A 21,359-nucleotide genomic window follows, 5' to 3' on the forward strand; every position below is an offset into this window, starting at 1 on the left:
GCACGGCGTCGGGCCGCGTACGCGCAGTCGGTATCCGCCCGTCGGTCGCGGGCGTTTCGCGAGGATATCACCGCGCGCTCGAGCGCCGTCGTGCGGATCAGAACTTGTGCCGCATGCCGACGCGCGCCTGCAGCTGCCGATCGTTCGCGGATGCACCGGGCCCGTTGATCGCCGCGACAGCGACGTGCCCCGTCGAGTCGGTGCCCGATGCGCGCTGATAGACGGCGCTCACGTAGACGTCGGTGCGCTTCGACAGGAAGTAGTCGAGCCCCGCCGCGACCTGGTGATACGTCGCACCGTCGCGGCCGTTCACGCCGCCGCGGTGCGTGTAGTCGTACGCCACACCGCCGAACAGCGAGGTCATGAACTGGTAGCGCACGCTCGCCTCCACGTTGTCGAACACCGCGTTGCCGGACACGCCGCCCGGGTTCGGCCCGGACGACAGGTCACCGAGCTGGCGGAACGACGTGTTCGTATACATCGCGCCGAGCGTCATCGCACCGATCGCATAGGTGCCGCCCACCACCGCGACCTGCAGCGTGCGCGCGGACGCATAGCCGGAATACACCGGCGACAGCATGTTGCTGCCCGGCACGCCGCCCACGGTCGGCGCGGGGCTGCCGGTCGTGCCGAAGAACGACACGTTCGGATTGCGCGCATTCAGATAGCCGGCCGCCACCGCGAGCGGCCCGCGCGTGTAGGCAACTGTTGCCGACCACACCTGGTTGCGCGTGGCCGCGCCCGCGATGCCGCCCACCCCGTACATCGCCGCGACGCGAGCCCCGCCGTAGTCTTTGCTCGTGAACTTGATCGCGTTGTTGGTCGAGTTCGCGTTGTTCACGTTGTCGAGGTCACCGGGGTGCGCGACCATGTAGCCGCCGAACAGCGCGGCGGCCTCGAGCGGCCCGAGGATATCGACGTTGGTGTCGTACTGCCGCCCGAGCGTGACGGTGCCGAACGGCCCCGACAGCCCGACGAACGCCTTCTTGCCGAACATCAGCCCGCCCTGCCCGAGCCTGCCGCTGCTCGGATCGAAACCGTTCTCGAGCGTGAAGACCGCGGCCAGCCCGCCGCCGAGATCCTCGCTGCCGCGCAGCCCCCAGCGGCTCGCCTGCTGCACGCCGCCCAGCATTCGCAGCGCGGGCTTGCCGCTCACCGCGCCGTGCGGGCCGGGCGTCGCGATGTTGCTCGCATAGGTCAGCCCTTCATCGATAATCCCGTACAGCGTGACGCTGCTCTGGGCGTGCGCCGCACCCGCGATCAGCGCGACACCCGCGCCGGCCAACAGCTTCTTCTTCATCGAACGATCTCCAGTGCGCGGGTCGAATGGCGATACACGGGCGCACGCCCCCCGCAGGCGCGCGGCCTGCTCCGGTGCAAACCGGAACGGTCGGGGTCAGCCGGGAAAGACGGTCAGCGCAGTGCGTCGGCAACGACCGGCGGCGGCGTCCAGCGCCGGCCGGCCGCGACTTCGTACGCATGGCCGAACTGCAGCACGCCCCAGTCGTCGCGATGGCGGCCGACGATCTGCATCCCGATCGGCAGGCCGGCCGCGGAGAATCCGCACGGGACCGACAGGATCGGCGCCTCGGTCGACGACAGCAGCCAGCACACGCGCATCCAGTCGATGTAGGTCGTGCTCTCGACGCCGAGCACATCGGCAGGCGCGCGCAGCGCCGCGTCGAACGGCATCACCTGAGTGGTCGGCAGCACGTAGAACGCGTAGCGCTGCATGAACGCGCGCATCCGCTCGAACAGGCGCGTCTTGCGCACGAACATGCGGCCGAGATCCGCGGCGGAGAGCGAACGATGCAGCCGGTATTCGTCGTGGAGTTCGGGTTTGAGCGCCGCGCGCTGCCGCTCGTCGAAGCCGTCCATCAGCGTGCCGATCAGCCACGCGCGCTCGATCCGGAACAGGTCTTCGGCTTCGGCGAGATCGGGGTCGTCGAATTCGACTTCGCAGCCGAGCGACGTGAACACGCGCGCCTGCGCATCGACCGTGCGCCGAATCTCGGGATCGACCGGCACGCCGGGCAAGCCGCGCGACATCGCGATGCGCGTGCCGCGAAAATCGCGTTCGAGCGGCTGCGCGAAGCGCGCGCCGGGCTCCGCGATTTCGGTCGCGGTTTCGCCGCTCGGCCCGGCGATCGCGGACAGCAGCAGCGCCGTGTCGGCGACATCGCGCGCCATCGGCCCGTCGACGCCGAGCGTCGCCCAACCGTTCAGGTCCGGCGCGCGCGGCACGCGCCCGGGCGACGGCCGCAGCCCGACGACGTTGTTCCATGCGGCCGGATTGCGCAGCGAACCGCCCATGTCGCTGCCGCACGCGAGCGGATTCATCCCGCAGGCGAGTGCCGCGGCCGCTCCGCCGCTGCTGCCGCCGGCGGAGCGCGTCAGGTCCCACGGGTTGCGCGTCGTGCCGAACACCTCGTTGAACGTATGCGAGCCGGCGCCGAATTCCGGCGTGTTCGACTTGCCGATCATCAGCGCGCCGGCGCTCGCGCAGCGCCGCACGATCAGCGCGTCGTGCTGCGGGACGTGGTCGGCGAACAGCGTCGAACCGAAGGTCGTGCGCACGCCGCGCGTCGCGGTCAGGTCCTTCTGCGACACCGGCAGCCCGTGCAGCGGCCCCTGCCATTCGCCGCGCGCCCAGCGCGTGTCGAGCTCGCTTGCGCAGGCGCGCAGCGCATCGGGATCGACCACGGTGCCGAGCGCATTCACGCGCGGGTTGATCATCGCGATGCGCTTGAGATGCGCATCGAGCAGCTCGCAGGCGCTGATCTGCCGGGACTTCAGCAAGTCGAGCATGGTGCGCGCGGACAGATCGCACAGATCGCCGGCGGCAGCGTCGGCCGGCGACGGCGAAAACGAAACGGTGGTGGTCATGGAATCGATCGAAGAAGAAGGAAATCGGTCGGTCAGTGATCCTGATCGCTTCGGTCCGATGCGAACGCGAGCGCGACGAGCGACAGCAGCCCGCAGACGATCACGTACCACGCCGGCGCGGCCGGATTGCCGGTCGCCCCGATCAGCCAGGTGACGATGAACTGCGCGAAGCCGCCGAAGATCGACACGCCGCCCGCATACGCGATCGACAGCGCGGTCGCGCGCGTGCTCTTCGGAAACAGCTCCGCGAGGATCACGCCGTTCGCGCCCGCATTGATCGAGTGCAGCGCGGCGAGCAGCATCACGACCGCGTACATCGTCGCGATCGACGGCGCCGCGCCGATCAGCTGGAAGCCCGGCAGGATCAGCACGGTCAGCGCCACACGCGTACACAGCGCGACGCGCTTTCTGCCGAGCCGATCCGACAGCCGTCCGCCGATCGGCGCGGCGACGAACATCACCGCACCGGAGAGAATCCCGCACCACAGCGCGGTATCCATCGACAGGTGCAGCACGCGGATCGCGTACGTCGACATGTAATAGAGGACGATGAAATGCGCGGCGGTGCCGCCGACCACGAGGCCGAGCGCGGTCAGCACGGCGCCGCCGTCGCGCCGCAGCACGGTGCCGAGCACCGCGGACGAGCGCCGCGCGGCCGCGGCCGGCGCGTGCTGTTCGAGCGCATTGAAGCGTGCGCGCAGATACAGGCCGACCGGCGCGATCAGCACGCCTGCGAGAAAGGGCACGCGCCAGCCCCACGATTCGAGCGCGGCCGGTTCGAGGAAATACGACAACAGGAAGCCGACGAACGAACCGGCCAGCGCCGCCGCCCCCTGGCTCGCGAACTGCCAGCTCGTGTAATAGCCGCGTTCGCCCGGCGGTGCACGTTCGGCGAGCAGCGACGTCGATACGCCGACTTCGCCGCCGGCGGAGAAGCCTTGCAGCAGCCGAGCGAGCACGACCAGCACGGGCGCCGCGGCGCCGATCTGCGCGTAGGTCGGCATGACGCCGATCATCCCGGTGCCGATCGCCATCGTGACGAGCGTGAGGTTCATCGCCGGCACGCGGCCGAAGCGGTCGGCGACCAGCCCGATCACGACGCCGCCAATCGGTCGCGCGATGAAGCCGACGCCGAACGTCGCGACCGACATCAGCAATTGCTGCTGCGCGGACGCGGCCGGGAAAAACAGTTTTCCAAGCAGCACCGCGAAGAAGCTGAACACGGTGAGATCGAAGAATTCGAGGCCGTTGCCGATCGTGATCGCGACGATCAGCTGGCGATTGGACGGGGATGCGGCAACGTCGCCGACATGCCCGCCGAACGTGCTGTCCGCTCGGGGCGCCTTCATGAAGGTATGTCTCCGTACTGGTTGTGCGTATCGGTTGCGTGTGTGGTGCGCGGCCCGTTCGACGGCCTGCGCATGCAGTCTAGGCATTCAAAATACGCAGCCCGGAGCGACATTTTTCGATCGTGATAACGCGTGGTTATCGCGCGCTTTGCCCGCGCGATCGCGGTGTAGGATACGAACGTCGCTACTGCCGCCGCGCCCCGCCACGCCGTGAAACACCATCAGCTCCGGGCGCTTGCCGCCATCGCCGAACACGGGAGCCTGCGCGCCGCCGCGCGTGCGATCCATCTGTCCCAGCCCGCACTCACGAAGGCGATCCGCGAACTCGAGCAGGACCTCGGCGTGCCGCTCGTCACGCGCAACGCGCGCGGCGCGCAGCTCACGCGCTTCGGCCAGGCCGTCTATGCACGTGCGCGGCTGATCCTCGCGGAAATCCAGCACGCGCGCGACGACGTGATCCATCTGTCGGGCGGCAAGGAAGGCGCGCTCGCGTGCGCGCTGACGCCGCTGATGTCGCTCGGCTTCCTGCCGGCCGCGCTCGATGCGTTTCGCCAGCGGATGCCGACGATCCGCCTCGACGTGCGTGAAGGTTTTCTCGACACGGCGCTGCCGCGCCTGCGCGACGGCTCGCTCGACTTCGTGATCGCGATCGTCGATGCGACGCGGCTGTCGCCCGAATTCACGTTCCGGCCGCTCATCGAATCGGCGCTGATCCTGATGACGCGCGCGAGCAATCCGCTGCGTCACTGCACGTCGCTCGCGCAGCTTCAGGATGCGCAGTGGGTGCTCAACACGTCGCCGGAAAGCATCGGCCGGGTGCTGCAGAACGTGTTCGTCGCACACGGCTACGCGGCGCCGCGGCCGATCGTCGAATGCACGTCGTTCAGCGCGGCGTTCGCGCTGTCGGTGCATACCGACAGCGTGTCGTGCGTGCCGCAGCTCTTCATGGAGATCGACTGGATACGCGAACGGATGGTCACGATCGATGTGAAGGAGACGATTCCGACCGTGTCGGCCGGCGTGCTCACGCGACGCGATGCGTTGAACACGGTCGCATGCGACTACCTGATCCACTGCTTCGTCGAGGCCGTGCGCCGGTACGATCCCGCGAAACTGCTGTGGCGATCGTGACCTGTCCTATTCGATTCGAATCGCACTACGAATATCGATTTTCTTTATAAGAAAAATCACGTCTAATTTCGTACAATTACTAAATACTAATCGAGGCAGAAGGTTTATATAGGACCAATCCCGCCGATAAGATTCGACAAGGCAACGGCCCCGTAACGCGTTATTTTGAGACCGTTCCAGCGGCCGATCAACACATCATTTCATAATACTTATTCGCCTGAATTGCTCGTTCAAATACAAGCATCGGCAGATAGAATTAAACAAACAATTCTATTTACCGATAAAAAATGGACGAACTCCTGCCAATGCGGCTATTCATCAAGGTGGCCGAACTTCATAGTTTCGCGCGTGCAGCCACGGAACTGAACATCTCCAACTCGTCGGCTACCCGCCTCATCATGGGCATCGAGGACCGGCTCGGTGCACGCCTGCTGAACCGCACGACGCGCAGCCTGTCGCTCACCGATGCCGGTCATCTGTATCTCGCGCAGATCCGTCACGTGGTCGAGGAAATCGACCGCGTCGAGGAAACGATCGCGTCGATGCATCACGAGCCGATCGGGTCGCTGAAGATCGCCGCGCCGGTCATGTTCGGCATGCACGTGCTCGCCCCGGCGATCGATGCATTCAAGACGCTGCATCCGGCCATCGTGCCGGAAGTCACGATCGTCGACCGCCATGTCGATCTCGTATCGGAAGGCTTCGACGTCGGGCTGCTGCTGTCGCAGCGCATCAGCACCAACACGCTGGTGACGCGGCCGCTCACGCGACTCAAGCGGATCGTCTGCGCGGCGCCCCGGTATGTCGAAGCCCACGGCGCACCGATCCATCCGCACGATCTCGCGTCGCACGCGTGCCTCACGTTCCATGCCGACTTCGCGGGCGAATACATGTCGTTCGATCACGAGCCGACGCGCGTCGCGGTGCGGCCGAACAAATCCGCATCGTCGAACAACATCGGGCTGATCCGGAACTGGGCGTTGTCGGGCATGGGTATCGCGGTGCTGCCCGACTTCCTCGTCGAAGCGGATCTCGCCGACGGACGGCTGCTCGCGCTGCTTCCCGACTATCGGCTCGAGGACCTCGAGATGAATATCGCGTACCCGAGCCGGCGGCACTTTCCGCGCAAGACGCGGCTTTTCGTCGATCACCTGGTCGAGTATTTCGTCAGGTGAAAGAAGGGTTCAATCGCGCACCTTTTTTTGCATCGACGCCGCGCGCCGACGGCGAACCCGCGGCCCGCCGCGCAGCCGCGCCAGCCGGGCCACGGGCGGCCGCATCGCCGCCCACGCACGGTGCGGGCACACCTGTTGCGCGGCTGCATCTCAGTAGTGAACCGCTCTTGGCAGCCGGCCGTTGAGGACTACACTAATCCTTAATGAGGTGCGGCCGGAGCCCGTGCCTCCAGGGAGACGCCGCCATGAATCGGCCACTGAATCGCATCCTGCCGCGCATGACCGGTAGTGCATCGGTCTGGACGTGGGTCAAGTGGTCGTTGCTGGCCGCGCTGGTGATCGCCCTGGCGATCCTCGTGCGGCTCGTGATGACCGAGATCGCGACGTCGCGCATGCAGGCGCACTACCTGTCCGAACTCACGCGCGACGTCGGCTACACGGTCGAGGCGGGCGCGAGCGACCACATCCGCTTCCCTGCGAACGGGCCGTACGACCAGCGCCTCGGTTATTCGATGATTCCCGCGTTCCAGCAGCGCCTGCTCGCACGCGGCTTCGTCGTCGGCAAGCAGGCGCGCGATTCCGACCGGATGCTGTCCCTCGCCGATCGCGGCCTGTTCCTTCCTTACGAAGAGAAAGATCAGGCCGGGCTGATGCTGTTCGACTCGACCGGCTCGCCGCTGTTCGCGACCGTGTTCCCGCAGCGCGTGTACGCCGACTTCGACACGGTGCCGCGCGTGGTCGCCGATTCGCTGATGTTCATCGAGGATCGCTACCTGCTCGACCCGAACCAGCCGAACCGCAATCCGGCGATCGACTGGGGGCGCTTCAGCCGCGCGCTCGCCGATCAGGCGCTGCACGTCGTCAACCATCACCAGGCGCGCCCGGGCGGCAGCACGCTCGCGACGCAGATCGAGAAGTTCCGCCATTCGCCCGACGGCCGCACCGCGACGCCGCCGGAGAAGCTGCGCCAGATCGCGTCCGCGTCGATCCTCGCGTACCTGAACGGCCCGCAGACGATGCTCGCGCGCCGCACGATTCTGGTGCGCTACCTGAACTCGGTGCCGCTCGCCGCGCGGCCGCACGTGGGTGAAATCAACGGTATCGGCGACGGTCTCGCCGCGTGGTACGGCCGCGACTTCAACGACGTGAACCGCATCCTGTCCGCGCCGACCACCGGCGACAACGTCGACGAGCAGGGCAAGGCGTTCCGCGAGGTGCTGTCGCTGATCATCGCGCAGCGCGCGCCGTCGTACTTCCTGAATCGCGGCTATCCGGCGCTGCAGAAGCTGACCGACAGCTACCTGCGGCTGCTGTCGAACGGCGGCGTGATCTCGCCCGCGCTGCGCGATGCGGCGCTCGCCGCGCAGATCGAGCGCGCCGCGCCGCCGGCCGCCGCGCGCGTGCAGTCGTTCGTGTCGCGCAAGGCCGTGTCGTCCGCGCGCGCGTCGCTGCTGTCGGCGCTCGGCATCAGCGACCTGTACCAGCTCGACCAGCTCGATCTGGAAGCCACCAGCACGCTCGACAACGGCGTGCAGCAGGCGGTCGCCGACCGGCTCGCGCGGGCGTCGACCCGCGACGGCGCGCAGGCGGCCGGCCTGTACGGCTTCGAGATGCTCGCGCCGAAGGACGACCCGTCTCATCTGACGTACAGCTTCACGCTGTACGAGCATCGCAACGGCGCGAACATGCTGCGCGTGCAGACCGACAGCGTGAACCAGCCGTTCGACGTGAACCGCGGCGGCCGCATCAACCTCGGCTCGACCGCGAAACTGCGCACGCTGATCACCTACCTGCAGATCGTCTCCGAGCTGCACGCGCGCTATGGCAACCTGCCGAACGCGCAACTCGCGCACGTGAAGCCCGATCCGATCGACGGGCTGTCGCGCTGGGCGCTCGACTACCTGTCGCACACGCGCGACCGCTCGCTGCAGGCGATGCTCGATGCGGCGGTCGAACGCAAGTACTCGGCGAGCCCCGACGTGTTCTACACGGGCGGCGGCGCGCAGGTGTTCTCGAACTTCGAAAAGTCGGACAACGGCCGCATCCTGACGCTGCATACGGCGTTCGAGCATTCGGTCAACCTGGTGTTCGTGCGGCTGATGCGCGACATCGTCCATTACGAAATGCTGAAGGCGGCCGGTCCGTCGACGTCGTGGCTCGGCGATCCGGAGCAGCGCAAGCATTACCTCGAGCAGTTCGTCGACGGCGAAAGCAAGGTGTACGTGAAGCGCTACTACACGCGCTACGCGGGCAAGACGCCGGACGACGCGCTCGCGCTGATGCTGCAGGACGTGCGCAAGTCGCCGCCGAAGATCGCGACGGTGCTGCGCAGCGTCGCGCCGAACGAATCGCTCGCGTGGTTCAGCGCGCACACGCGCGCGCAGCTGAAGGGCACGCCGGCCGCGACGATGTCGGACGACGATCTCGCCGCGCTCTACGCGAAGTACGCGATCGACCGCTTCAACCTCAACGATCGCGGCTACATCGCGAGCGTCCACCCGCTCGCGCTGTGGACGCTCAATTACCTGCGCGCCCACCCGAACGCACCGCTCGCCGACGTCCAGCACGACAGCCGCGATGCGCGCTTCTACACGTACTCGTGGCTGTACAAGACCCGCTACCACGCGACCCAGGACCGGCGCATCCGCCACATGGTCGAGCTGCGCGCGTATGGGGAAATCACGAAGGCGTGGCGCGCGCTCGGCTATCCGTTCGAGGAAGTCACGCCGTCGTTCGCGGCCGCGATCGGCGCATCGGGCGACCAGCCGGACGCGCTCGCGAAACTGATCGGCCTGATCGCGAACGGCGGCCAGAAGGCGCCGACCGAGACGATCACGCGCCTCGACTTCGCGAAGGGCACGCCGTACGAAACGCGCTTCGTGCGCGCGGCCGCGCAGCCGCAGCCGCTGCTGTCGCCCGAGATCGTCAACGTGGCGCGCACGCTGCTGGGCGACGTCGTGCAGCACGGCACCGCGCGGCGCCTCGCGGGCGGCTTCACGCTGCCCGACGGCAAGACGCTGCCGGTGTACGGCAAGACCGGGACGGGCGACCAGCGCTTCAATGTGTACGCGCGCGGCGCGCGGCTGATCGAGTCGCGCAAGGTCAACCGCAGCGGCACGTTCGTGTTCGTGCTCGGCGACCGCTTCTTCGGCGTGCTGACGGCGACCGCGCACGAGCCGTACGCGGCACGCTACGACTTCACGAGCGCGATGGCCGTGCAGTTGCTGAAGTCGATGGCGCCGGCGCTCGCGCCGCTGATCGAGCGCCCGGCCGAAGCCGGCACGCGCACGGCTGGCCCCGCGCCGCAGGCGGAAACGCCCACGCCGCAGGCCGCGCCGGTCGCGCCGTCCTGAGCGCCGCCCGCGCGCTCACGCGACGACGCGCCGCTCAGACCGAGCGGCCGTCGAAATGCGTGACGGGCAGCGCGTCGATATCGATATCCTCGAGGCATCGCACGTTGATCGCGGCCATCTCGGTGCCGTTCGGATGCGTCCCCTCGCCGAACGCGTGAATCCCGCAGCGCTTGCAGAAGCGATGACGGATCACGTGCTTGTTGAACATGTAGGTCGACAGATTGTCGTCGGGCGTGAGAAGCGTCATGTGGTCGCGCGGCACGAACCACATCAGCGCGCCCTTGCGCCGGCAGATCGAGCAGTTGCAGGCCATCACGCCCTGCAGGTCGCCTTCCGCCTCGAACTTCACGTCGCCGCAGTGGCAGCTTCCGCGATAGAGCATGGTCGTCTCCCGGTGCGGCCCGTGCACGACGACGGCGCCCGGGCGGGACACCGTTGGCCGGGCCGATCCATGCGCGTACAGTAGCGCGCACATGCGCCGCACGCAATGTCCGGCGGCGCCCGCTCCGACCCGTCCCAACCAAGGAAAACCAACATGCTCGAACTGCGCCCCGGCTGCGAATGCTGCGACAAGGACCTGCCGCCCGATTCGGCGGAAGCGCGCATCTGTACGTTTGAATGCACGTTCTGCGCGACCTGCGCCGACGAGGTGCTGAAGGGCCGCTGCCCGAACTGCGGCGGCGACCTGGTCGCTCGCCCGCGCCGGCCGGCGAGCCTGCTCGCGAAGTATCCGGCGTCGACGGAGCGCATCCACAAGCCGGGCGGCTGCGCGAACGCCTGACGGCGCCGCATCGCGCGCCGCTTCCCGTCACGACATCTCGATCCGCGCGCGCGTGATCGCGAGCAGCGACGCCATCGCGCGGCGCGCGCCGTCCTCGTCGCGCACGCCGATTGCGTCGGCGACGGCCGCATGCTCGGCGAGCGACGCATTGAACACGTGCGCCCGGCGCGCGTTCAGGTGCAGCTGCGCCTCGAGTGTGCGGTCGATCAGCGCGCCGAGCGGCACCAGCAGCTCGTTGCCGCCGGCCTCCAGCACGCTCAGATGAAAGCGCAGGTCCGCGCGCACCCATTCGTCGACGTTGCGCGCGGCGGCCATCGCGCGCACCGCGTCGTCGATCGCGTCGAACGCGCCCGCCCCGTGCGAACGCGCGGCCAGCGCGGCCGCGTGCGGCTCGATCATTTCACGCATCTCCTGCAGCTTGAGCGCGAACGCGAGCGGCGGCGCGACCCGCGCATACCAGTCGAGCAGGTCGGCATCGAGCAGGTTCCACGCGCGGCGCGGCCGCACCCGCGTGCCGACCTTCGGCCGCGATTCGACCAGCCCCTTCGACGTCAGCGTGCGCAGCGCCTCGCGCAGCACCGTGCGGCTCACGCCGAACATCTCCATCAGGTCCGGCTCCCGCGGCAGCAGCGATTCGGGCGGATAGTCGCCGCGCAGGATCGCCGTCGCAAGGCGGAAGGACGTCTGTCCATGCAGGTCGCGTTGAATGATCGTTCTCCGTTCGCCGGGCACGCCGCGGCTGTCCACTATCTGCACAATAGTGCTATTAATACTATTTTTTATCGGGCTACGCTAGGATAACCGTCACGTACTCGACGGCGCCGCATCCGCACGCCCGCGCCGCGCAACCCAGGAGACTCGCGACATGAAAATCATCCGCCTCGAAACCTTCGTCGTCCCGCCGCGCTGGCTGTTCCTCAAGATCGAAACCGACGAGGGCATCGTCGGCTGGGGCGAGCCGGTGGTCGAGGGCCGCGCGCACACGGTCGAAGCCGCCGTGCAGGAACTCGCCGACTATCTGGTCGGCAAGGATCCGCTGCTGATCGAGGATCACTGGCAGGTGATGTACCGCGCGGGCTTTTACCGCGGCGGCCCGATCATGATGAGCGCGATCGCGGGCGTCGACCAGGCGCTGTGGGACATCAAGGGCAAGCATCACGGCGTGCCGGTGCACGCGCTGCTCGGCGGCCAGGTGCGCGACCGCATCAAGGTGTACTCGTGGATCGGCGGCGACCGCCCGAGCGATGTCGCGAACAACGCACGCGCGGTGGTCGAGCGCGGCTTCAAGGCCGTGAAGATGAACGGCTCCGAGGAGCTGCAGATCGTCGACACCTACGACAAGGTCGAGCAGGTGATCGCGAACGTCGCGGCGGTGCGCGACGCGGTCGGCCCGCACGTCGGGATCGGCGTCGACTTCCACGGCCGCGTGCACAAGCCGATGGCGAAGGTGCTCGCGAAGGAGCTCGACCCGTACAAGCTGATGTTCATCGAGGAGCCGGTGCTGTCGGAGAACGCCGAGGCGCTGCGCGACATCGTGAACCAGACCAACACGCCGATCGCGCTCGGCGAGCGGCTCTACTCGCGCTGGGACTTCAAGCACATCCTCGCGGGCGGCTACGTCGACATCATCCAGCCCGACGCGTCGCACGCGGGCGGCATCACCGAGTGCCGCAAGATCGCGACGCTCGCGGAAAGCTACGACGTCGCGCTCGCGCTGCACTGCCCGCTCGGCCCGATCGCGCTGGCCGCGTGCCTGCAGCTCGATGCGGTCAGCTACAACGCGTTCATCCAGGAACAGAGCCTCGGCATCCACTACAACCAGGGGAACGACCTGCTCGACTACCTGCGCAACCCCGAGGTGTTCCGCTACGAAGACGGCTTCGTCGCGATTCCGCAAGGGCCGGGGCTCGGCATCGACGTCAACGAGGAGAAGGTGCGCGAGATGGCGAAGACGGGCCATCGCTGGCGCAATCCGGTGTGGCGACACGCGGACGGCAGCGTCGCCGAGTGGTGATGCGGAGCTGAAGTGAGATGAGATGACGTGCGTTGCGCGGCGGACCAGCCGCGCATCGCGAGTCGAGACGGCCGCCCGACAGGCGGCCGCTTTTACATCCGCGGCATGCGGCTCACGCAGCTCATGCGGGGACGGCACTCCGCGCCGTCAGCCGAGCGCCGCGAACCCCGGCACGCAGAACGACAGCACGGCAGCCGCGACGAACACCGCGAACATCGTCAGCGCTTCGAGATGCAGGATGTTGCGGAACGTGTGCGCGTCTTCGGTCGACGCGGTACGGCGCAAGCGCGGCAGCGCGGAGAAGCGGTTCAGCCCGCCGAGCACGAGCGCGAGCGCGACCAGCAGCAGCTTGAGCAACAGCACGCGCCCCCATGTGCTGCCGTCGAGCGGCGCGAGCGAGCCGCCGAGCCCGCGCAGCGCATTGAGCACGCCGGTGCCGAGCACGAAGACGACCGCGATCGCCGAGGTTCGCGACAGTTGCTGGCCGATCCGGATCAGTGCACCACGCGCGACCGACGAACCGAGCACCGGCAGCACCGCGAGCCCGGCCGCGAGCACGAGGCCCCCCCACACCGCGGTGGCGAGGAGGTGCAGCGTCTGCACGCCGACCGCCGCGGACAGCGGGCCCGTGTCGGCCGCATGGCCGAGCGACGCCTTGCCGGCCGCGACCACGATCACCGCGAGCCACAGCACCGCATGCGCGACCGGGCCCTCGGGCTTCGCCAGCGCGACGATCGCGAGCAGCACGGCACCGGCGAATGCGACGCTCCACGCAAAGCCCGCATGCGTCTGCATCAGCATGGTCGGAATCGCATCGAACGCGCCGCCGAGCCCCGCGCCGCTCATCGACGCGGCTTCATACACGAGCCAGCCGAGATCGGCGAGCACGAGCGCCAGCGCCGCCGCGACCAGCGAATGTTGCGCGCGCAGCCATGCATGATGCGATGGCGCGACGACCGGCCGCGCGCCGTCCTTGCCGAGCCACGCCTTGAGCAGCGCCGAGCCGACCGCCATCGCGAACGTCGCGTCCATCAAGGCCGCGAGCGCGACCTGCCCGATCCACAAGCTGTCGATCCTCATCGCGCGCGCCCTCCCGGAAACGGCCGGCCGGCGGCGCGGCGGCAAGTGGAACGACTGCGGGAAGACGGCAACGGCACGGTAGGGAACGTCATCGATGAATCCGGAAACGGGAGAAATGACTGGATCTGCGGCGGAGGCGGCGCCGCGCGACCCGCGAGTGTACGGTCTTCGATGGTCAAAGCGCACGCCGGTTCACATCATCCGTACATATCGCGCGGCAAATTGTCGCAAGTCGCAAACAGACAGGAACCCATGTCCTTTTGCCAAATAGCCGTCATTACCCATCGATGATAGAATGCCGCGTCGCAGCAGCCCGGCTGCCCTGCCATCCATGCGCCGAGCCGATCGTAGCCCGGACAGGTCCCCGACGAATAAACATGGAGTCTCGTGTGTCTTCAAGACGCCTCTTCCGTCCGTTGCTCGCCGTTCTCTTGATCGGTGGCGCGGGCCTTATGAGCGCTGCTCAAGCGCAGACCAAGCCCACGGAGCAAGCGCACGCCCAGCAGGCGCCGCTCAAGGCACCCGATACGATGGCCGAGCGTGTGCGCGGCTGTACCGCATGCCACGGCGTTCACGGCCAGGGCACCGACAACGACTATTTCCCGCGTCTTGCCGGCAAGCCGGCCGAGTACCTGTACAACCAGCTCGTCAACTTCCGTGACGGACGGCGCAAGTACCCGCCGATGAACTACCTGCTGACGTACCTGAACGACGATTACCTGAAAGAGATCGCCGAGCACTTCTCGGCCGAGCGTCCGCCGTACCCGACGCCCGCCAAGCCGACGCTGCCGGCCGCCACGCTCGCGCGCGGCAAGCAGCTCGTCACGCAAGGCGATCCGTCGCGCAAGCTGCCGGCCTGCGTGGCCTGCCACGGCGCCGGGCTGACCGGCATGCAGCCGGCGATCCCGGGCCTCGTCGGCCTGCACGCCGATTACCTGAGCGCACAGCTCGGCGCATGGCGCTCGGGCAACCGCCACGCGAAGGCACCGGATTGCATGCACGATATCGCGTCGAAGCTGTCGGATGAAGACGTCACGGCCGTGACCGCGTGGCTCGCCGCGCAACCGGCGCCCGCCAACCCCGTGCCGGCCCCGGCGCGTTCGATGAAGACTCCGCTCGCCTGCGGCAGCGAACCGCAATAAGGCAAGGGAGACAGACACAATGAAACGCAAGTCCCTGTTTGCACTCTCGGCTGTCGCGATCGTCGCGGCCGTCGCCCTCGTGCCGGTCCTGTGGCCGGGCAACGACACGCTGCACGGCGCTGCCGCCGTCGCGGCCACGCCGGCCGACCAGGCCGCGCTGATCAAGAAGGGCGAGTACCTCGCGCGCGTCGGCGACTGTATCGCGTGCCACACCGTGCGCGGCGGCAAGTCGTTCGCGGGCGGCCTGCCGATGGCGACGCCGTTCGGCACGATGTACACGCCGAACATCACGCCGGACGACAAGGACGGCATCGGCAAGTGGACGTCGGACGACTTCTACCGCGCGATGCACACCGGTCGTTCGAAGGACGGCAGCCTGCTCTACCCGGGCTTCCCGTTCGCGAGCTACACGAAGGTCACGCGCGCCGATTCGGACGCGATCTACGCGTACCTGCGTTCGGTCCCGCCGGTCTCGGTGCCGAGCCGTCCGCACGAACTGAAGTTCCCGTTCAACAACCGCAACCTGCTGATCGGCTGGCGCACGCTGTTCTTCAAGGAAGGCGAATACAAGCCGGATCCGACCAAGTCGGTCGAATGGAACCGCGGCGCGTACCTCGTCGAAGGCCTCGGCCACTGCTCGATGTGCCACACGTCGATCAACATGATGGGCGGCCCGGTGAACTCGGCAGCCTTCGCGGGCGGCCTGATCCCGCTGCAGAACTGGTATGCTCCGTCGCTGACGAACGACAAGGAACTCGGCCTCGGCGACTGGCACGTTCAGGAGCTGTCCGACCTGCTGCAGGCCGGCGTGTCGAACAAGGGCGCGGTATTCGGCCCGATGGCCGACGTCGTGCACAACAGCCTCCAGTACATGAACGACGAAGATACGCGCGCAATGTCGACGTACCTGAAGTCGATCCCGCAGAAGGCTGAAGCGCCGAAGAACATGCAGTACGAGCCGTCGAAGCAGTTCGGCAACACGCTGTTCGACCAGGGCAAGAAGATCTACGCGGACAATTGCGCGACCTGCCACGCCGAAACCGGCGCAGGCAAGCCGCCCGCGTATCCGCCGCTCGCGGGCAACCATTCGATCGTGATGGAATCGGCAGTCAACCCGATCCGCATGGTGCTGAACGGTGGCTACCCGCCGAGCACGTTCAAGAATCCCCGTCCGTACGGGATGCCGCCGTTCGCACAGTCGCTGTCGAACCAGGAAGTTGCGGCAGTCGTCACGTATATCCGGATGTCGTGGGGCAACAACGGTACGCCGATCTCGCCGCAACAGGTGAGCGACCTGCGTTCCGCGCCGCTTGACTAAATAACGCGCGACACAGACGGGGGCGCGGCTGCGGGAAAACCGCAGCCGCGCCCCTTTGCTTTTTGCGACGCCATTCCCCGCGCGGGCCGCGCGAGGCGTCGCAGATCATAAAACTCAAGAGTGGTATCTATGTCTTTCGAATCTCTCGGCTTGGCCGAACCGCTTGTCAAGGCGGTCAATGAGCTCGGCTACACATCGCCGACCCCCATCCAGCAGCAGGCCATCCCCGCCGTCCTCGGCGGCGGCGACCTGCTCGCCGGCGCACAAACCGGCACCGGCAAGACCGCCGGCTTCACGCTGCCCATCCTGCAGCGCCTGCACACGTACTACGCCGAGCATCGCGGTGCGAAGCGCGCGGTGCGTGCGCTGATCCTCACGCCGACGCGCGAACTCGCCGCCCAGGTCGAGGAAAGCGTGCGCGCGTACAGCAAGTACGTGAAGCTGCGCTCGACCGTGATGTTCGGCGGCGTCAGCATCAATCCGCAGATCGACGCGCTCAAGCGCGGCGTCGACATCGTCGTCGCGACGCCGGGGCGTCTGCTCGACCACATGCAGCAGAAGACGATCGATCTGTCGAACCTCGACATCCTCGTGCTCGACGAAGCCGACCGGATGCTCGACATGGGCTTCATCCACGACATCAAGCGCGTGCTGGCGAAGCTGCCGCCGCAGCGCCAGAACCTGCTGTTCTCGGCTACGTTCTCCGACGAGATCAAGTCGCTCGCCGACAGCCTGCTCGATTCGCCGGCGCTGATCGAAGTCGCGCGCCGCAACACCACGGCGGAAAGCGTCGCGCAGAAGATCCACCCGGTCGATCGCGATCGCAAGCGCGAGCTGCTCACGCACCTGATCCGCGAACACAACTGGTTCCAGGTGCTCGTGTTCACGCGCACCAAGCACGGCGCGAACCGGCTCGCCGAACAGCTGACGAAGGACGGCATCAGCGCGATGGCGATCCACGGCAACAAGAGCCAGTCGGCCCGCACGCGCGCGCTCGCGGAGTTCAAGAGCAGCACGCTGCAGGTGCTGGTCGCGACCGACATCGCCGCACGCGGCATCGACATCGACCAGCTGCCGCACGTCGTCAACTTCGACCTGCCGAACGTGCCGGAAGATTACGTGCACCGGATCGGCCGCACGGGCCGTGCAGGCGCGACCGGTGAAGCCGTGTCGCTCGTATGCGTCGACGAGAAGCAGCTGCTGCGCGACATCGAGCGGCTGATCAAGCGCGAGATTCCGCAGGAAGTGATCGCGGGCTTCGAACCCGATCCGAGCGCGAAGCCGGAACCGATCCAGCAGCGCCGCGGGCAGCAGCCGCGTGGCGGCAATGCCGGCGGCGGCGGCAATCGCCAGCCGCGTGCAGGCGGCTCAGGCCAGCCGGCCGCGAAGCGCGAAGGAAATGCGCAGCCGAAGGCCGCGAAGGCAGCCAAGCCGCGCACGGCCGGCGGCGCGGGCGGCAATGCCGGCGGCGGCCGTCCGTCCGGCGGCACCGGTGCACGCCCGGCGAGCGGCAACGCCGCGCATCCGAACCGCAACCGTCCGTCGCGCAGCGGCCAGCGCGGTCACTGAAGCCGCGCGGCCGCGCGCCGCAGGTGCTCGACCTGGCTTTGCCAGCGCGCGAGCACCTCGGCGCGCACCTCCCCTTCCAGCGCAAACGTGACGCCGGTCGCGAGACGCGCATAGCCGACCCGCTGCGCATCGCCGTGCGCGATCGTCGCAGCGAAGCCGGCCAGTCCGCCGAAGTCTCCTTCGAGCGGCTCGATCCTCAGTTGTGCCTGAAAGAATGCGCCGTCCGCGACGAGCGTCATCGCGGCCGCGCGTCGCTGCGCGATCGCACGCGCCGCGCGCGATTGCGGCCATAGCGCGAGCAGCAGCGTATGCGCGTCGCGCGCATGGATCTCGCCGACACTGAGCAGCGTCGTGCGCAGCTGGCCGTCGTCGGTCGCGACGATCAGCGACGCGGCGACGTCGGCATGGCGCTCGAGCGCGGTGCCGTCGAACAGCGCGACGACGGCCGGCGGCCACGCGTCGAACGTCCATTGCTCGAGCGCGTGGCGATGGGAATCGGTCATGATGGCGGCCCCGGTGAAAAGCAGACGATGATGCCGCAGCATACGCGCTGGGCCGCGCGGTGACGATCAGCGCATGAACACGTGCCGCGTGATCTTCGTCAGCGGATAGTGGACGCCCGGCTGGATCTTCGCGGGCAGGTCGAGCGGCTTGAGCAGCATCTTCACGCACATGTCGGCCGACAGGTTGCGCCGCACGAGCGAGCTGATGCGGGCGACGCGCTCGCGGTTGTACTGGCTGTCGCCGACGCGCTCCGGATAGCGGATCGCGAACACGTGGCGCAGCGCGATCTCCGAATCCTCGTTCTTGATTTCCATCACGCGGCGCATCAACGCGCCGAGTACCGCGAGCCGGCCGTTGCCTTCGAGCTTGTTGTACTTCTTGAAGAACTTGAAGAAGTGCTTGTAGTGACGCACTTCGTCGGTGCGGATGTTGTCGGTGATTTCCTTCAGCACCGGCTCGTCCGAGCATTCGTTGATCGCGCGATAGAGCGTGGCCGTGCCCGTCTCGACGACGCAGCGGGCGACCATCTCGAGCGCGCGGGTCTTCTCGAACGCGTCGACCGAGCACGTCTTCGAATACTCGGCGAAGAAATTCGCGAACGCGGTGTCCCAGTCGAACTCGGGCCACACGTGCGCGATGTACGCCTTCAGCGCGCGCCCGTGCTGCAGTTCCTCGGGCTCCCACGCCGTGTTGAGCCACGCGGACACTTCCGGGTCGTCGTTGAAGAACTCGCTCAGGTTGCTCGTGTAGAGATCCGAGCCGCTTTCGATGAACGACGACGCGCACAACAGCAGCAGCAGATCTTCGTTTGCGGCGGCACGCTGACGATCGATCCGGTTCAGGTCGATGTCCTCGATACGCCACGGCATGACATGCGTCGTTTCAGTAGGCATGGTGATGCGCTCCCAGTCGTCGCGCGGCCGCCCGGCCGATGCCCTCGGCACGGGCCCGGCGCGCCCGCAGGCGACGTGTTGCTTGCATTTATAGTGGATTGGTCCGGCCGAACCATGCTGGCATCTTAGCCGCACTTGAATGTTCGTGCTTCAAAGCACTGACCATGCCCGGCGGGCGCAGTTCCGCCGCGGATGTCGCGGTTCGTTAGACGAGTTCTTCGAACCGGTTGCGCGCGCTCGGCGGCATGCGCGGCAGCAGGCAAAACGGGCGGCCATTCGACCGCCCGTCGCCGCAGGAAACTGGAAGCGTCCCGTCAGAAACCGGCCGCGAGGCCATCGCGACGGCTGTCGCTCGCGGCCACGTAGCCGCGGTCGGGATCGTCGGGATCGAGGCGCCACACGAACTGCCCGGAGCCGAAATCCATGTAAGGATCGTCGACCGACTTGATCGTATGGCCGCGCGCGGCGAGCGCGTCGACGGTGTCGCGGTTCATCGTCGCCTCGACGTCGAGCGTGAAGTCGCGATTGACCTTCCAGCGCGGCGCGCAGCAGGCGGCCTGCGGCTGCTGTCCGTAGCCGAGCATCCGAATGATGGTCTGCAGATGACCCTGCGGCTGCATGTCGCCGCCCATCACGCCGAAGCTCATCACCGCCTCGGTGCGGCCGTCGATCTCCTCGGTGACGAACGCCGGGATGATCGTGTGGAACGGCCGCTTGCCGCCCGCGACGACGTTCGGCGAGCGCGGGTCCATCGAGAAGCCGTGCCCGCGGTTCTGCAACGCAATGCCCGTCCCGGGCACGACGAGCCCCGAGCCGAAGCCCATGTAGTTCGACTGAATGAAGCTCACCATCATCCCGCGCTCGTCCGCCGCCGACAGATAGATCGTGCCGCCCGAATGCGGCCGCCCGGCGGCGAAGTGCGTCGCGCGCGTGCGGTCGATCAGCTTCGCGCGTTCGGCGAGATACGCGTCGTCGAGCATCTGTTCGGGCGTCAGCTCCATCGCACACGGATCGGCGACGTAGCGATAGACGTCCGCGAACGCGAGCTTCATCGCCTCGATCTGCAGGTGCTGCGAGTCGACCGAATCGACGGGCCATTCGGTCACGCCCGCGTGCTCGGCGATCCCGAGCGCGATCAGCGCGGCGATGCCCTGCCCGTTCGGCGGGATCTCGTGGATCGTGTGGCGGCCGAAGCGCTTGCCGATCGGCTCGACCCATTCCGGGCGGTATCCGTGCAGATCGGCTTCGGTCAATGCGCCGCCGCCTTCGCGCGCGAACGCCGCGAGCTGCGCGGCGAGCGCGCCCTCGTAGAACGTGCGCGGGCCGTCCTTCGCGAGCGTGCGCAGCGTGCGCGCATGGCCCGGCAGGCACATGCGTTCACCCACGAGCGGCGCCCGCCCGCGCGGCATGAAGGTATCGGCGAAGCCCGGCAGCCCCTGCAGCTCGGGCACCGCGGCCGCCCACTTGTGCGCGACGATCGGCGACACCGAATAGCCGCGCTCGGCGAGCTCGATTGCCGGCTCGAGCAGTTCCGCGAACGGCAGCGAACCGAACTTCGCATGCAGCGCTTCCCAGCCCGCGATCACGCCCGGCACCGTCACGGTGTCCCAGCCGCGCGTCGGCTTGTTCGCGATGCCGTGCGCGTCCTCGCCATGGCGCTTGCGGAAGTAGTCGGGGTTCCACGCGGCCGGCGCGACACCCGACGCATTCAGCCCGGACAACCGCCCGCCGTCCCACACGAGCGCGAACGCATCGCCGCCGAGCCCGCACGACACGGGCTCGACCACCGTGATCGCGGCCGCGGCGGCCAGCGCCGCATCGACGGCATTGCCGCCCTTCCACAGCATCCGCAGGCCGGCCTGCGCGGCGAGCGGGTGCGACGTCGACACGACGTTGCGCGCAAACACCGGAATGCGGATCGTCGGATACGGGTTGTGCCAGTTGAAGTCAGTCATCGGTGCCACCTCGTCGAAAGCAGAATGAACGCGCCGCGCGCAGGCTCGGCGTGCGCGGACAGTCCGCCATTGCAGCGCGATCCGCGCGATCGCGCAAATTCATTTGTCAAATGAATCCATGCACCTTCCGCATGAATGACGAGCCACCGCACGGCCTGCGCCGGCCGAATGCCCTTTCCGCCCCTTACAATACGCGCTCCGCCTCACGA

The 21,359-nt window shown here is 67.7% G+C and carries 17 protein-coding genes; 8 read left to right on the forward strand and 9 right to left on the reverse strand.

The window, feature by feature from the left end; all coding sequences use genetic code 11:
- Positions 1-97: 97 nt before the first annotated feature.
- From FFI87_RS14030 to FFI87_RS14040, 3 genes are all read right to left on the reverse strand, one after another.
- On the reverse strand, positions 98-1,300 hold the full coding sequence (locus FFI87_RS14030) for a porin (RefSeq protein ID WP_138847200.1): 1,203 nt from the start codon (positions 1,298-1,300) through the stop codon (positions 98-100).
- A 113-nt stretch (positions 1,301-1,413) separates the two neighbouring features.
- Positions 1,414-2,886 (reverse strand): amidase, encoded by a 1,473-nt coding sequence (locus tag FFI87_RS14035; RefSeq protein ID WP_138847199.1) that lies wholly within the window; start codon positions 2,884-2,886, stop codon positions 1,414-1,416.
- 32 nt (positions 2,887-2,918) lie between these two features.
- Entirely contained in the window at positions 2,919-4,235 is a 1,317-nt protein-coding gene (locus FFI87_RS14040) for an MFS transporter (protein WP_138847198.1), read from the reverse strand.
- A gap of 210 nt (positions 4,236-4,445) precedes the next feature.
- Between FFI87_RS14040 and FFI87_RS14045 the strand changes: the two genes are divergently transcribed.
- From FFI87_RS14045 to FFI87_RS14055, 3 genes are all read left to right on the forward strand, one after another.
- Positions 4,446-5,366: a LysR substrate-binding domain-containing protein gene (locus FFI87_RS14045; protein ID WP_138847197.1), complete on the forward strand. Its 921-nt coding sequence runs from the start codon at positions 4,446-4,448 to the stop codon at positions 5,364-5,366.
- Positions 5,367-5,653: 287 nt separating this feature from the next.
- Complete coding sequence (locus FFI87_RS14050) at positions 5,654-6,541, forward strand: LysR family transcriptional regulator (RefSeq protein WP_138847196.1); 888 nt, start codon at positions 5,654-5,656, stop codon at positions 6,539-6,541.
- 245 nt (positions 6,542-6,786) lie between these two features.
- The gene (locus FFI87_RS14055) at positions 6,787-9,894 is read left to right on the forward strand and encodes a transglycosylase domain-containing protein (RefSeq protein WP_138847195.1); all 3,108 of its coding nucleotides are present in this window, start codon (positions 6,787-6,789) and stop codon (positions 9,892-9,894) included.
- 34 nt (positions 9,895-9,928) lie between these two features.
- On the opposite strand, the gene FFI87_RS14060 is transcribed toward FFI87_RS14055, so the two are convergent.
- On the reverse strand, positions 9,929-10,276 hold the full coding sequence (locus tag FFI87_RS14060) for a GFA family protein (protein ID WP_138847194.1): 348 nt from the start codon (positions 10,274-10,276) through the stop codon (positions 9,929-9,931).
- A gap of 153 nt (positions 10,277-10,429) precedes the next feature.
- Between FFI87_RS14060 and FFI87_RS14065 the strand changes: the two genes are divergently transcribed.
- Positions 10,430-10,675, forward strand: a complete 246-nt coding sequence (locus FFI87_RS14065; protein ID WP_138847193.1) for a DUF1272 domain-containing protein — start codon at positions 10,430-10,432, stop codon at positions 10,673-10,675.
- 27 nt (positions 10,676-10,702) lie between these two features.
- Here FFI87_RS14065 and FFI87_RS14070 read toward each other — a convergent pair whose 3' ends face one another.
- The gene (locus tag FFI87_RS14070) at positions 10,703-11,407 is read right to left on the reverse strand and encodes a FadR/GntR family transcriptional regulator (RefSeq protein WP_138847192.1); all 705 of its coding nucleotides are present in this window, start codon (positions 11,405-11,407) and stop codon (positions 10,703-10,705) included.
- A 133-nt stretch (positions 11,408-11,540) separates the two neighbouring features.
- Between FFI87_RS14070 and dgoD the strand changes: the two genes are divergently transcribed.
- A complete protein-coding gene (gene dgoD / locus FFI87_RS14075; protein ID WP_006751313.1) occupies positions 11,541-12,689 on the forward strand; it encodes a galactonate dehydratase in 1,149 nt (382 codons plus the stop codon).
- 147 nt (positions 12,690-12,836) lie between these two features.
- Here the strand turns inward: dgoD and FFI87_RS14080 are convergent, their stop codons facing one another.
- The gene (locus FFI87_RS14080) at positions 12,837-13,769 is read right to left on the reverse strand and encodes a CopD family protein (RefSeq protein ID WP_138847191.1); all 933 of its coding nucleotides are present in this window, start codon (positions 13,767-13,769) and stop codon (positions 12,837-12,839) included.
- Positions 13,770-14,146: 377 nt separating this feature from the next.
- Between FFI87_RS14080 and FFI87_RS14085 the strand changes: the two genes are divergently transcribed.
- The 3 genes from FFI87_RS14085 to FFI87_RS14095 all read left to right on the forward strand — a co-directional run bounded on the left by FFI87_RS14085 (position 14,147) and on the right by FFI87_RS14095 (position 17,798).
- Entirely contained in the window at positions 14,147-14,911 is a 765-nt protein-coding gene (locus tag FFI87_RS14085; protein ID WP_041489853.1) for a c-type cytochrome, read from the forward strand.
- Positions 14,912-14,930: 19 nt separating this feature from the next.
- Entirely contained in the window at positions 14,931-16,229 is a 1,299-nt protein-coding gene (locus FFI87_RS14090; protein WP_006757973.1) for a c-type cytochrome, read from the forward strand.
- A 129-nt stretch (positions 16,230-16,358) separates the two neighbouring features.
- Positions 16,359-17,798: a DEAD/DEAH box helicase gene (locus FFI87_RS14095; RefSeq protein WP_012364647.1), complete on the forward strand. Its 1,440-nt coding sequence runs from the start codon at positions 16,359-16,361 to the stop codon at positions 17,796-17,798.
- Here the strand turns inward: FFI87_RS14095 and FFI87_RS14100 are convergent.
- From FFI87_RS14100 to FFI87_RS14110, 3 genes are all read right to left on the reverse strand, one after another.
- The gene (locus FFI87_RS14100; RefSeq protein WP_041489953.1) at positions 17,792-18,301 is read right to left on the reverse strand and encodes a hypothetical protein; all 510 of its coding nucleotides are present in this window, start codon (positions 18,299-18,301) and stop codon (positions 17,792-17,794) included. The two genes, FFI87_RS14095 and FFI87_RS14100, sit on opposite strands and share 7 nt — an antisense overlap.
- 66 nt (positions 18,302-18,367) lie before the next feature.
- Complete coding sequence (locus FFI87_RS14105; RefSeq protein ID WP_011657853.1) at positions 18,368-19,195, reverse strand: ferritin-like domain-containing protein; 828 nt, start codon at positions 19,193-19,195, stop codon at positions 18,368-18,370.
- A gap of 314 nt (positions 19,196-19,509) precedes the next feature.
- Entirely contained in the window at positions 19,510-21,150 is a 1,641-nt protein-coding gene (locus tag FFI87_RS14110; RefSeq protein ID WP_138847190.1) for a gamma-glutamyltransferase family protein, read from the reverse strand.
- Positions 21,151-21,359: the final 209 nt, after the last annotated feature.

This window comes from Burkholderia sp. KBS0801 (assembly GCF_005937855.2).
Lineage (GTDB): Bacteria > Pseudomonadota > Gammaproteobacteria > Burkholderiales > Burkholderiaceae > Burkholderia > Burkholderia ambifaria.